Raw genomic sequence first — 13,369 nt, 5'->3', positions numbered from 1 at the left:
TTTAAATTTTGCAACTTAATCCATCCATTAAACAAACTTCGTAAATTTACTATATTTATATGAATCCTTCATGTAAAATAAACCTATGAACACAACCTAGCCATTAAGGAGGTTACATACATGAATTACACTAGTAGTAAGATTTATAGCATATTAGAATGGATTACTAGACTCGCTTACGTTAATCTACTGTGGATCTTCTTTACCATATTAGGGGGAATCATATTCGGCTTTTTCCCTTCTACTATTGCAATGTTTGCAGTTACACGAGAGTGGTTACTAGGGAAACCCGATATCCCTATTTTCAAGTCATTTTGGACGCATTATAAGAGTGAATTTATAAAGAGTAATAGAGTCGGAATCATTATCGTTTTAATCACTGCCCTAATCGGAATTGATTTTTTCTTCATTCAATACGTTGTGAATGAGTCATATTCTTGGATATTGATTCCGTTATTTTCATTTATGCTACTTTTTATATTATTTTCATTCTATCTTTTTCCCGCATTTGTACATTATGATTTAAAAGTATTCCCATTACTGAAAAACGCATTTCTAATCATGCTTATAAATCCAATAAATGGTTTTCTAATCTTAGTTTGTTTAGTATCAGCTTATTTTCTTGTGATGTTCATTCCTGCACTATTGTTTATCTTTGGCGGAAGTGTCTATGCCTTTATTTGTATGTGGCTTTCCCTACACACATTTCGCAAAGTTGAACAGAGAAAGGCAGATTACAAAGCCACTTCTTAATCTTTTTTTTAAAAACAAGGTATACATTTCCTATCCTTTCACAGCGCTTGCAGAAATTCCTTCGACCACTTTATTGCTGAAGAAGAGGAATGCTAAAAGTATTGGTAATACACTTATAATTAATGTTGCACCAATCGCACCCCAGTCTGTCATATACTGGCCAATAAAATTTTGAATTCCGACAGTTAGCGTTTTATATGCATCCGAACTAATAAACGTATTAACAAACACAAATTCATTCCAATTGTAGATCATATTAATGATAACGGTTGTAGATAATACCGGTGCTGTCATTGGTAATATGATTTTAAAAAACATGCGGTTAATGGAGCAACCATCGATGATGGCAGCTTCTTCTATTTCTCGTGGTAGCGTGTAATAAAATCCTAGCAGTATCATAATGGTAATTGGTAGATTATACGCTGTGTATGTAATAACAATAGACCATGGGTTATCAATTAAATTTATATTTAAAAACATACTAAACAATGGGATGATTGCAGAATGAATTGGAATCATTAGCCCAACCATGAATAACCCTAATACAGGCTTACTTAGCTTCCATTTCATCCTAGTAATCGCAAAAGTGGCCATACTTGCAAACAGAACAGTAATAATAATCGCTACTGAAGTTATCCAAATACTATTCCAAAAATATGTACCAATTCCACCTTCCCATACTTTTACATAGTTCTCCCATCTGAACTCGGAAGGTAGGGCGAACGGAGAACCTGAAAATATTTCACGATTATCCTTTAAGGAGAAAAGGAATAACCAGATGATTGGGAATACCTGAAACAGTGCAACGCCCCCTAAACAAATGTACAAAACAAAGTAGCCGATACGTTTCATAAAACCCCTCCCTAATATTGAATTTCTTCTTTTGATGCAGTGACTTTACGGATGATTACTGTAACAATCAGTGTAATAACTAATAATAAGAAGCCAATTGCACTACCATAACCAAAGTCCTTACTTGAAAAAGCCAGTTTATACATATACGATGCCATAACCTCACTGGCACCATTTGGTCCTCCACCAGTCATGACATAAATAAGGTCAAAGTACTTCAAAGAACCAACAACAGCAAGAACAATTGTTACTTTTATAACTCCCATTATTAATGGTAATTTAATTCGATATGCAATTTGTAAAGGAGATGCCCCATCAATCCTCGCAGCTTCAATAATTGATTCAGGGATATTTTTTAATGCTGCATAATAAATCAAAATATAGAAACCCGCATATTGCCATAAAATAGGAACAAATATTGCAAATAACACAATAGAAGTATCAGCCAGCCATGCAGGGGGATTTTCCACTCCTAATGCTATAAGAATATGATTTAACATACCGTTTGTTGGATTAAATACCTTTATCCAAAGCTGTGCAATTGCTACAGAAGATAGAAGCATTGGAATCAAGTAAATTTTCCGGAGCAAGTTTGCACCTCTTATTTTCGAAGCTAAAATAAGTGAAATTGCTAAGTAAATTGCTAGGCTAAGTGTTGAAAAAATTGCTAATAAAAAAGAATGCCAGGCGCTATCCCAAAATTTCATATCTTGTAGGGCGGTTACATAATTTTCTAGCCCAATAAAATACATTTCTCCAACGCCGTCCCAGTCCATGAGCCCATAATATCCTGTTAGGATTAATGGGATAAATACTAGTATGGCAATTAAAAGGAGTGCAGGAAGAACATATAATGTAATTACCCATTTATTGGACATAACTTTGTTCATTTCTTTCAACCCCATATCGTTTAAAATAGAAAAGGACTATCCAGATGTAAGGATAAAGTCCTTTTCACTTAATCACTGGATTTACGACTCTAGAATGCTATATATTTGCCTACTCTTCTGCTGATAAGGCATCCTCATGTGCTTTCGTAAATTCTTCTGGTGTTGCTTCATTTCCAAATATAGCTTGAATCATATCTAAATGAACTTGTGCCGCATCAGGACTCATTTGAACATCTGCAAATAAAGTTAGATTACTTGCTGCGTTAAGATTCTCTAATACATCTACATACATTTGAGGTAGTTCTAAAGATGCTACATCCAGTTTAGTTGCTGGGATTACACCAGCTTGTGTTACAGATTTTTCTCCCCATTGTTGAACAAAGAAGGAAACAAATTCCTTTGCTTCTTCTTTAACATCAGAATTTTCAGATACAAATAACCCTACTCCAGGACCACCAACAAAGCTATTCATATCGCCTTTGCCATCCACTGTCGGGAAATGAAAATACCCTACAGAGTCTCTAAATTCCTGTGGTACATCTTCATTCGTTGTATAGTTTGGTAAATCCCAAGTAGCAATTAGATACATTGCCGATTGCTCGTTCATAAACATACTTTTTGCTTCTTCATCCGCTAATCCATTAAATCCTTTTACGAAAGCATCCATATTTACTAAATTTTGAATTTCCTCTGCAGCCTGTACTAATGCTGGATCCTCAAAAGTTCCAGTACGATTGATTGCATTCGTTAATACATCAGAACCACCAATTCGGTCAGCTAAATACATATACCATAAAGAACCTGTCCATCGGTCTTTATTACCAAGTGCGATTGGAGCGATACCATTATCATTTAATGTTTGGATAACTTCCTCTAATTCATCAAGTGTACTTGGTTCTTCAAGACCATACTCATCGAAAATTTGCTTATTATAAAATATCGTTGCAATATTGAGCTCCAATGGTAAACCATATGTTTTACCATCTATTGCATAGGCTTCGGCAGTCCCCGCCACAAAACTATCCGCTAAATCCCCCGCTAACAAATCATCCAAAGGAGCAAATTTCTTACCATTTACATAAGGCTCTAAATATCCCGCTGCCCATGTCATCCCTACATCTGGTAATTCATCTGATGTGGATAATACTTGAATCTTATCCTTGTATTGTTCATTACTCAAAACTTCTAATTCAACTTTTACACCTGGGTTTTCACTTTCAAAATTTGCGATAATCTCGTTTACTATTTCATTATGTGTTTTTGAACTTCCCTCTGGCCACAAGTGCATGAACTTAATTACCTTCGAATCCCCATCAGTTCCCGAGGTCTTGTCATCACCACATGCCCCTAGCACAAATGCAACTGAAAACAGTATAACAACCAAAAATGTAATCGCTTTCTTATTTTTCATTACTAACCCCCCTAATTTTTTAAATATTATGGCTTATTACTAAGCTTAAGTAAAGATTAGCAAAAAACATTTTGTTTGTCTAGTGGATAAACTAAGTTTATAATAAATTTATATAATGATATACTAAAATAAAACTTTTAGAGAGTGATGCTTGAAAATGATGAAGACTAAAACGTGGAATCAGCATGTTGTAAAAAAAGAAAACAAATCATTAGTATTAAGAACCATACGGAACAACTCCCCAATTTCTAGGGCAGCTATTGCAAATATGACTGGATTGAACAAAGGAACTGTATCTTCTCTTGTAAGTGATCTTCTAGAGGAACAATTAATCTATGAATCTGGCCCTGGGGAATCAAGTGGTGGGAGAAGACCTGTCATGCTACTTTTCAATCAACTAGCAGGCTATTCCATTGGAATTGACTTAGGTGTTAATTACCTACTTGGTGTATTAACTGACCTAGAAGGAAATATTTGTTTAGAGAAACAAATAAAGTTTAAAAATATGTCTTATGAAGAAATAGTAATTGAGTTATTTCAAATCATTGATTACTTAAAAAATAATGCTCCAGCAAGTCCATACGGGGTAATTGGGATTGGGATTGGAGTACCAGGTACTGTTAATAAAAGTGGTGAAATTTTACTTGCACCAAACCTTGGTTGGAAAAACGTTGATCTCAAATCACTAATCGAAGAAAAATATTCGTTACCTGTTGTCATTGAAAATGAGGCAAATGCTGGTTCGTATGGAGAAAAGAAGTTTGGAGCTGGGAAAGACTTTAATCAAATTATCTATGTAAGTGTTGGAATTGGTATCGGTGTTGGTCTTATCCTTAATGGAGAACTATATCGTGGGAATAATGGTTTTTCAGGTGAACTAGGACATATGACAATCGAAATAAATGGAACCAAATGTCGTTGTGGAAATGAAGGATGCTGGGAATTATATGCATCAGAACAAGCATTAGTGAAAAGTGCAGAAAACATGGGCTTGCCTATACCTGCTGAAAAGGAACATACACTGGAAAGCCTAATTGATCTTGCTAATGAGGGAAATACCGAGGCAATTGAATTATTCAACCAAATAGGAGATTACTTAGGTGTTGGTATTAATAATATCACCAACATATTTAATCCTGAACAAGTCATTATTGGTAATCGCATGGCATATGCGAAGGAATGGTTAATGGAGCCATTGATGGAACGAATACGAAGACAAACACTTTGGTTCCAACAACAGGACTTAGAAATTAACTTTTCTGAACTAACAACACACTCTACTGCATTAGGTATCGCAGCATTTTCTGTTGAGAATTTTTTACTTATAATTTAAGACAGCCAGAATTAATTACTATCTCTCCAGATGGCCCTTACATTTGGAGAGAAGTTTTTATAAAAAAAGGTAAGCGCATTCAATTTTATTAATATAGAGGAGGAACAAAAGTGGCAACTATTCATAATCCAATTTTAACTGGCTTTAACCCAGATCCAAGTATTTGTCGTGCAGGGGAAGACTATTATATCGCTGTCTCTACATTTGAGTGGTTCCCTGGTGTAGGAATCTATCATTCTAAAGACTTAAAGAATTGGCGCCTTGTATCAAGACCGTTAAATAGAATAAGTCAGCTTAACATGATAGGTAACCCTGATTCGGGTGGAATATGGGCGCCTGCTCTCAGTTATAGTGATGGTAAGTTTTGGCTGATTTATACTGATGTGAAGGTTACAGAAGGGCAGTGGAAGGATTGCCATAATTATCTCGTAACCTGTGATTCTATCGATGGTGAATGGTCTGAACCGATTCACATTAATAGTTCTGGATTTGACCCATCATTATTCCATGATGAGGATGGAAGGAAATATTTTGTTAACATGTTATGGGACCACCGGGTTGGTCACCATAATTTCTACGGAATTGTCATGCAAGAATATTGTGTAGAGAATCAAAAACTTATTGGACCTTCCAAAATAATTTTTAAGGGAACAGATATCAAGCTTACTGAAGCACCTCATCTATATAAAATAAATGGCTACTACTATCTTCTTACTGCAGAAGGGGGAACAAAATATGATCATCAAGCTACGATAGCACGTTCAAAGGATTTATGGGGTCCATATGAAGTACATCCAGAGAACCCATTAATTACGTCATTCCTGTCTCCCAGAAACCCACTACAGAAAGCTGGGCATGCATCCATGGTACAAACCCATACAGATGAATGGTTTTTAGTACACTTAACCGGTCGCCCATTACCAAAGGATAATCAGCCATTACTAGATCCAAGAGGGTATTGTCCACTTGGTAGGGAAACAGCCATTCAGCGATTAGAGTGGCGAGATGATTGGCCATATGTAATCGGTGGTAATCAACCTTCATTAGAAATAGAAGGTCCAAAAATAGAAGAAGTTGTGTGGGAAAGAGACTATGAGGAAATAGATGATTTTAATTCAAAGGAACTGAATTTGCATTTCCAGAGTTTAAGGATTCCATTAGATAAGAGCATTGCCTCCTTAAAAGATAATCCAGGGCATTTACGATTATATGGAAAAGAATCACTTACCTCAAAGTTTACTCAAAGCTTCATCGCAAGAAGATGGCAACATTTTAATTTTGTAGCAGAGACAAAAGTAGCATTCCAACCTGAATCATTCCAACAGTCAGCCGGTCTAGTAAACTATTACAACACACAGAACTGGACAACACTAACGATTACTTGGAATGAAGAAAAAGGACGGATTCTGGATATTACGACTTGTGACAACTTTACCTTTGATCAGCCTCTTAATGGTAAGGAAATTGGTATTCCAAATTATGTAGACTATGTCTATTTACGTGTTGAAGTACAAACCAACCGATATGAATACTCTTATTCTTTTAATGGAGATGATTGGATAAAGATTCCTATTCCATTTGAGTCTTATAAATTATCGGATGATTACATTCATGGTGGTGGGTTCTTTACGGGGGCATTTGTTGGAATGCATTGTCAGGACACTTCTGGTATGAATAAACATGCTGATTTTGATTACTTTAAATATAGTTATTAGATAAATAATCCTCCAGTTCTATACTGGAGGATTATTTTTATGCTTCCAAAGTAGAAGTATCACCAGTTGGAAGACCAAGCTCCCAAGATTTCAATAATCGACGCATGATCTTCCCGCTTCGAGTTTTTGGAATCGTATCACGCACTTCCATTTCACGGGGTGCTGCATGGGCAGCTAATTCCGTTTTTACAAATGTACGGATATCCTCTAATAGTTCAGGAGACTCCTTGTAACCAGGATTTAACGTGATAAATGCTTTGATAATTTCTCCACGTTCTGGATGTGGCTTTCCAATTACACCCGCTTCTGCTACAGCTGGATGTTCAATTAACTTACTTTCCACTTCAAACGGTCCTACACGCTCACCCGATGTATTAATGACATCATCAAGTCGGCCCTGGAACCAAAAGTAACCATCTTCATCACGATACGCACTATCGCCAGATACATACCAGCCATTAATAAAGTAGCTTTCAAACTTACTTTGATTATTCCAAATCGCACGCATCATAGATGGCCAACCTGCTTTAATTGCTAAATTGCCCATTTGATTGGGTGGTATTTCATTTCCCTCATTATCGACAATAGATGCCTCAATACCTGGAATTGGTTTTCCCATAGAACCAGGGCGAATTTCCTCAGAGGGTAGATTTACAATTAGTTGTGCCCCTGTCTCTGTCATCCACCACGTGTCATGAATACGTAGATTGAATGCTCTTAGTCCCCATGTTACGACCTCTGGATTCAACGGCTCACCAACACTCATAAGATGGCGTAACGATGAAAAGTCATATGTTTTAACCAAGTCTTCTCCGGCACTAACTAACATACGCAATGCTGTAGGAGCAGTGTACCAAACCGTTACCTTGTTCTTTTCTAACGTTCCATACCAATCCTCCGGTGTAAAACGTCCACCACGAACTACATTGGTGACGCCATGTAACCAAGGGGCAAAAACACCATAACTAGTCCCAGTTACCCATCCTGGGTCTGCTGTACACCAATAAACATCATCTTCTTTAAGGTCAAGTACCCACTCTCCTGTCACATAATGCTGAATCATTGCATTGTGAACATGTAATACACCTTTTGGTTTGCCAGTAGATCCAGATGTATAGTGGAGTACCATGCCGTCCTCCAAGTCTACCCATTCTATATCAAAGTGCTCACTAGCCATTTCCATCTCGCTATAATAATCAATATAGGTATCAGACTCTTCACTACGATTTCCGACTAAAATTACTTTCTCTAAAGATGGTAATTCCTTTTGCGGAACCCGCTCTAGTAAATCAGGAGTTGTTACAAGTATACTTGCTTCACTATCCTGAATACGATCTCGAACGGCTTGCTCCATAAATGCTTCAAATAATGGCCCTGCAATAGCACCCGTTTTCAAGATACCAAATAAACTTACGTAAAACTCAGGACTCCTTGGCATAAACAAGAAAATACGGTTCCCTTTGTTTACACCATATTTCTTTAACACATTAGCAAATCTGTTACTCTCTTTACTAATTTGCCCAAAGGTTAAGGACTCTTCTCTACCTGGTGCAGAGTATAAAAGAGCAACCTGGTCTTTTTTAGCTGGGTTTTCTGCGTGTTTGTCAATTGCCTCATAAGCAATGTTTACTTTTCCCGTTTCATTCCAGGAAAAATTCCCATGAACATCTTCCCATTTAAATGTTGCTCGCGTCTCATTATAGTTCTGTAAATTGTAGTTACCTTCTTTAGCAGGTATACGTTGCATATCCATCCTATCACCTCATTTTTGAAATTTGAAACCGATTACATTTAATTAATTATGAAATATTTGAAATCTCACTTCATATTTTAGAACATTTTGTGACATTTTAAAAGTAGTTATTGCTAATTTGATAGAATTTTTTATTAATTAGTATGAATTAGATTTGATTCCTATACTAAAAACCTCTCTAGTAATCTACTAAAGAGGTCACACAATTTTTCACTATGTAATTTACTGACGCTTCTTAGTTTGTTATCTTTATTGCTATTTCTTCATAACTCATTTGTTCATTTAATTGATATGTACCAACACGAATAATTCCTTCAAAGTCATTTTCTTCTAAGTAATCGTTGAACTTACTAGCATCATCTACCATTCCATTTTTATACAGAAGTTCAGCTACGGTTATGGAAGACATCCCTCGTTCAATTACTAATTGATATTCCATTTCTTTCTCTTCAACGGAATTCTCTGTTTCCTTTTCTACATTTTCTGTTTCTTCTATATCCTCCGGTTGTGAGATATTAGGTTTTACTGGATCTTTCTTAACCACTTCATAATCTTGCTTTTCCAAATAGGAAACCGCAGCTTCGACCGTGTAATCCTTTTCCTTAACAATGACTTCTTGAGGATTTGTGTAATAAACAAACGCAAGTATACCGGTAGCTAATAAAACACCTAATGTAATCCCTCGTAATAAATCTCTCATTCTTTATATTCCACCATTAACTCTTCTTCTAATACCTTCAATCGCTTATTTATCTTATAAAATTCCACTGTTTGCTTGGTGCTTAATTCATCATAGTTTGCTTCCGCGTCGAACTTTTTAACTCCAAATGATATTAGAAATACTAATAAGGCAAAAACAACTAATAAAATAATTGCTACTAACATTTTTCCACCTCAATTTTTCTTTTTAACATAAAAAACACCGAATCCGACTAAAATAGTCTATCCAGTGTTCTAGTATACATCAAATTAAATATTACGTATAAGGAATATCTTCAAATGATGCCCACGGCAGGAATCGAACCTGCGACACACGGTTTAGGAAACCGATGCTCTATCCCCTGAGCTACGAGGGCTAATTAAAATAGGAACAATGATTATTATACAAAAACTGGTGAATAAATACAAAATACTTTACTTAGAATACCTAAAATTTCTTCCAAAATCTAGTATAGAAGGCTTCTCTATAGTATGGTAAAATTAGAAGATATGTCAGTATTTCATTTTTTTGATTGGGGGAACTAGGATGGCAGGAGTCCCATTTATAGCAATTGAAGGACCAATTGGTATTGGAAAAACATCACTAGCAAAAAAGCTATCTGATCACTTTGATTTCCATTTATTAAAAGAAATTGTTGAAGAAAATCCATTCTTGGGTAAATTTTATGATGATATCGATGAGTGGAGTTTTCAAACGGAAATGTTTTTCCTATGTAATCGATTTAAACAACTGGAAGATATAGATAAGAAGTATTTAACACAGAATAAGCCTGTCGTTGCTGATTATCATATCTCTAAAAATATGATTTTTGCAAAGCGAACACTTCAAGCGGATAAGTTTGAAAAATACGAGCAAATTTATCATATCCTAACAGCAGATATGCCTGTTCCTAATATGATGATTTATTTGCATGCTAGTCTGGATACGATTTTAGATCGGATTAAACTTCGTGGTAGAGAGATTGAACAAAATATAAAGGCTTCTTACCTAGCTCAGCTTGCGGCGGACTATGAAGCTTATATGAATGAATTTGAAATCATGCATCCCAATATCCCAGTTATTCGGATTAATGGGGATGAAATGGACTTTGTAAAAAAACAAGCTGATTTAGAGGCTATAATAGAACAAGTACAAAAGCAGCTACATTCTTTAGAATCTGTTGCGAAATAATATCCTAATTATTAAGCCCTTATAAAGGAGATCAAGTAATGAATTTACGAGAAAAGTACCTAATACCAAATGATAGTATTATTACGATTGCTGGAACGGTTGGTGTTGGAAAGTCTACCATGACAAAAGCTCTAGCAAATGCATTAAATTTCAAAACATCATTTGAAAAGGTGGATACCAATCCATATCTTGAAAAGTTCTATGATGATTTTGAACGTTGGAGTTTTCATTTGCAGATTTACTTCTTAGCAGAGCGCTTTAAGGAACAGAAGAAAATCTTTGAATATGGTGGTGGATTTATTCAAGATCGTTCCATCTATGAAGATACTGGTATCTTTGCAAAGATGCATTTCGAAAATGGCACGATGTCTAAAACGGATTATGAAACGTATACTAGCCTATTTGAATCCATGGTGATGACACCTTATTTTCCACATCCAGACTTGCTTATTTATTTAGAAGGCTCGTTTGATGAAGTGTTGAGTCGAATTCAGGAACGCGGTCGAGAAATGGAGAAAAGCACTCCAATTGCGTATTGGGAAGAAATGTACAACCGTTATGAAAACTGGATTAATAACTTTAATGCATGTCCTATCTTACGTATTAATATTTCTGATTATGATTTAATGAATGAAGAAACATCGATTGAACCAATCCTTGAGAAAGTTGGACATTTCATTCAACAATCAAGACGTTGGGAAACTAGAGAACTTATCAAGAAATAATTAGAAAAGCTAACACATTCGCTCGTCCTTTTGCGAATGTGTTAGCTTTTCTTATGTCGGCGGAAAGTTTTTTTATACTTTCCTAACTACGAACAAAAGCGCAAGCGCCCGGTTAGGGACTACGGACTGGACTGAGCCGTAGGAGATAAAGGAAACACGACGACCGTAGGGAGTCGATGTTGACTTATCGTACGAAGGCGAGGGAAGTCTCGCTAGTCCCTGGGCGCTGGAGCTGGACGTGGCTGTTCCTGCACAAGAACTTAATAAAGTCAAAAATTTATACTTTCTTATCTTTCTAAAAAGACGAAATCGTAATTAGGATTTCGTCTTTTCTTTTGATTACGTATTTCCACTAATATAGTTTTGTACTCCTGTTGTATAATAAAGCTATATAGAAAGAAAGGAAGTTGTTTTTTTGGAAATAGAAGCAAGCAAGCTACAGCAATTGAAACTAATACGGAAAGAAATGACCCGTTTTATGATGAACTATAAATTTGGTCTTGATGAAATGAATACGAAACTTAAAATTCTCCAAGAAGAGTTTCAAAATATACATGAATACAATCCAATTGAACATATTAATTCACGTCTAAAATCACCAGAAAGTATCTTAAATAAAGTTTATCGAAAGAATATTCCTTTCTCGATAGAATCCATAAAGGAAAACATTCATGACATCGCAGGTATCCGAATCGTCTGCTCCTTTGTGTCAGATATTTATATGGTTAGTAACATGATTCATCAGCAAGAGGACGTAACTGTCATATCGACAAAAGATTATATTAAAAATCCGAAACCGAATGGATACCGTAGTCTTCACTTAATTCTATCCATTCCTGTATTCCTATCAGACCGAACGGAAAGTGTATTGGTTGAAATCCAAATTAGAACGGTTGCGATGGACTTCTGGGCTAGCTTAGAGCATAAAATTTACTATAAATATAATAAAGATATTCCTAAGTCTATATTAAATGAGTTAACAAATGCTGCAGAGGTAGCTACTGATTTGGATTACCGAATGGAAAAGCTCCATAATGAAATGAAAATAGTAAAGGGAGCTAATACTAATGAGGATTTAAGTTTATTACAGATAAATAATGAGAAGTTTCATCTTCCATCTGTGTTTTTAGAGTCCCTTTTAAAGGATGAGCAACAATAACTTCAATTAACTTACAGTGAACCGCCTGCTTATGAGAAATTATATTTGTCCCTCGTAAGTAGACGGAATACTTTCTTATCTATGAACAAAAGCGCAAGCACCCGGTTAGGGACTACGGACTGCGCCCTGCCATGCAGGGTGGGACTGCGTTGCCACGCAAAGTGGCGGTTTTAGTAGTCCATTCCCCGTAGGAGATAAAGGAAACACGACGACCGTAGGGAGTCGATGTTGACTTTCACCACAAGGGTATAAGTGCGACTAAGCCTCTGTCAAAGCCAATCGGCAAGTCTTCTTTATCGTACGGAGGTGAGGGAAGTCCGCTAGTCTCTGGGTGCGGAGTGAGACGTGGCTGTTCCTACACAAGAACTTAACAAAGCCATATCTTTATACTTTCTCATCTATCAAAAAAAACCACTACATTTTCTGTAGTGGTTTCCATATCTCCAATATTTATGCGCTTATTAGAATGGAGGAGGTAGAGGGATTCGAACCCCCGCGCGGTTTGACCCGCCTGTCGGTTTTCAAGACCGATCCCTTCAGCCAGACTTGGGTATACCTCCGTAGCAACAAATATTAATATACAGGATTTAAATTTTAATGTCAATTGAATTTGTCTATTTATTTTCGTAAAAGGAAATAAAAATATTTTCCCATTTGAATGACTATTTATGAATTTTAATTAAATAAACTTGCTCTTCCTTTGTTAGGCAACTACATATATATTATCTTCTAAAAAAAACTTTCCCTATAGTACGAATGAACTGAGCCTGTGTTGCTTATTATTATTTACACCGAAAGCTAGAGTGAACTAATTTATGATAGCTTCTATCAGGGCTATTTGTGCTGTATAAACAACTTAAGAAAGAAAAGCCCTCACCGCTTTACCA

General features: G+C 35.9%; 12 protein-coding genes and 2 tRNA genes. 6 read left to right on the top strand and 8 right to left on the bottom strand.

All coding sequences use genetic code 11. The features are described 5' to 3' along the window. The first annotated feature begins 120 nt into the window (after positions 1–120). Positions 121–753: a YesL family protein gene (locus tag K332_RS0116685; RefSeq protein ID WP_026908497.1), complete on the top strand. Its 633-nt coding sequence runs from the start codon at positions 121–123 to the stop codon at positions 751–753. A gap of 30 nt (positions 754–783) precedes the next feature. On the opposite strand, the gene K332_RS0116680 is transcribed toward K332_RS0116685, so the two are convergent. From K332_RS0116680 to K332_RS0116670, 3 genes are all read right to left on the bottom strand, one after another. Further along, positions 784–1,605: a carbohydrate ABC transporter permease gene (locus tag K332_RS0116680; RefSeq protein WP_026908496.1), complete on the bottom strand. Its 822-nt coding sequence runs from the start codon at positions 1,603–1,605 to the stop codon at positions 784–786. 11 nt (positions 1,606–1,616) lie between these two features. Beyond that, positions 1,617–2,495 (bottom strand): carbohydrate ABC transporter permease, encoded by an 879-nt coding sequence (locus tag K332_RS0116675; protein ID WP_026908495.1) that lies wholly within the window; start codon positions 2,493–2,495, stop codon positions 1,617–1,619. A 109-nt stretch (positions 2,496–2,604) separates the two neighbouring features. Further along, positions 2,605–3,906: an extracellular solute-binding protein gene (locus K332_RS0116670; protein ID WP_026908494.1), complete on the bottom strand. Its 1,302-nt coding sequence runs from the start codon at positions 3,904–3,906 to the stop codon at positions 2,605–2,607. A 157-nt stretch (positions 3,907–4,063) separates the two neighbouring features. Here K332_RS0116670 and K332_RS0116665 point away from each other — a divergent pair, with 157 nt between their 5' ends. Further along, positions 4,064–5,239 carry an ROK family transcriptional regulator gene (locus K332_RS0116665; RefSeq protein ID WP_026908493.1) on the top strand — a complete coding sequence of 392 codons (1,176 nt, stop codon included), beginning with the start codon at positions 4,064–4,066 and terminating at the stop codon, positions 5,237–5,239. 110 nt (positions 5,240–5,349) lie between these two features. Then, on the top strand, positions 5,350–6,954 hold the full coding sequence (locus tag K332_RS0116660; RefSeq protein WP_026908492.1) for a glycoside hydrolase family 43 protein: 1,605 nt from the start codon (positions 5,350–5,352) through the stop codon (positions 6,952–6,954). A 37-nt stretch (positions 6,955–6,991) separates the two neighbouring features. On the opposite strand, the gene acsA is transcribed toward K332_RS0116660, so the two are convergent. The 4 genes from acsA to K332_RS0116640 all read right to left on the bottom strand — a co-directional run bounded on the left by acsA (position 6,992) and on the right by K332_RS0116640 (position 9,783). Next, positions 6,992–8,707, bottom strand: a complete 1,716-nt coding sequence (gene acsA / locus K332_RS0116655) for an acetate--CoA ligase (RefSeq protein WP_026908491.1) — start codon at positions 8,705–8,707, stop codon at positions 6,992–6,994. Between the two features lie 235 nt (positions 8,708–8,942). Beyond that, complete coding sequence (locus tag K332_RS0116650) at positions 8,943–9,407, bottom strand: endolytic transglycosylase MltG (protein WP_026908490.1); 465 nt, start codon at positions 9,405–9,407, stop codon at positions 8,943–8,945. After that, the gene (locus K332_RS22805) at positions 9,404–9,592 is read right to left on the bottom strand and encodes a hypothetical protein (protein WP_036689160.1); all 189 of its coding nucleotides are present in this window, start codon (positions 9,590–9,592) and stop codon (positions 9,404–9,406) included. Before K332_RS22805 ends, K332_RS0116650 begins: the two co-directional genes overlap by 4 nt. Positions 9,593–9,710: 118 nt before the next feature. Then, positions 9,711–9,783 (bottom strand) — tRNA-Arg (locus K332_RS0116640). Between the two features lie 170 nt (positions 9,784–9,953). Between K332_RS0116640 and K332_RS0116635 the strand changes: the two genes are divergently transcribed. From K332_RS0116635 to K332_RS0116625, 3 genes are all read left to right on the top strand, one after another. Next, complete coding sequence (locus K332_RS0116635) at positions 9,954–10,598, top strand: deoxynucleoside kinase (RefSeq protein ID WP_026908489.1); 645 nt, start codon at positions 9,954–9,956, stop codon at positions 10,596–10,598. Positions 10,599–10,636: 38 nt separating this feature from the next. Further along, positions 10,637–11,323 (top strand): deoxynucleoside kinase, encoded by a 687-nt coding sequence (locus K332_RS0116630; protein WP_026908488.1) that lies wholly within the window; start codon positions 10,637–10,639, stop codon positions 11,321–11,323. Positions 11,324–11,789: 466 nt separating this feature from the next. Continuing rightward, entirely contained in the window at positions 11,790–12,482 is a 693-nt protein-coding gene (locus tag K332_RS0116625) for a GTP pyrophosphokinase (RefSeq protein WP_084288080.1), read from the top strand. 467 nt (positions 12,483–12,949) lie between these two features. Here K332_RS0116625 and K332_RS0116620 read toward each other — a convergent pair. Continuing rightward, positions 12,950–13,042: transfer RNA gene (locus tag K332_RS0116620), tRNA-Ser, on the bottom strand. Positions 13,043–13,369: the final 327 nt, after the last annotated feature.

The organism is Paucisalibacillus globulus DSM 18846 (assembly GCF_000482485.1).
Lineage (GTDB): Bacteria > Bacillota > Bacilli > Bacillales > Amphibacillaceae > Ornithinibacillus > Ornithinibacillus globulus.
Note: the sequence above shows the minus strand (reverse complement) of the source record. Positions and strands in the feature narration are given on the sequence as shown.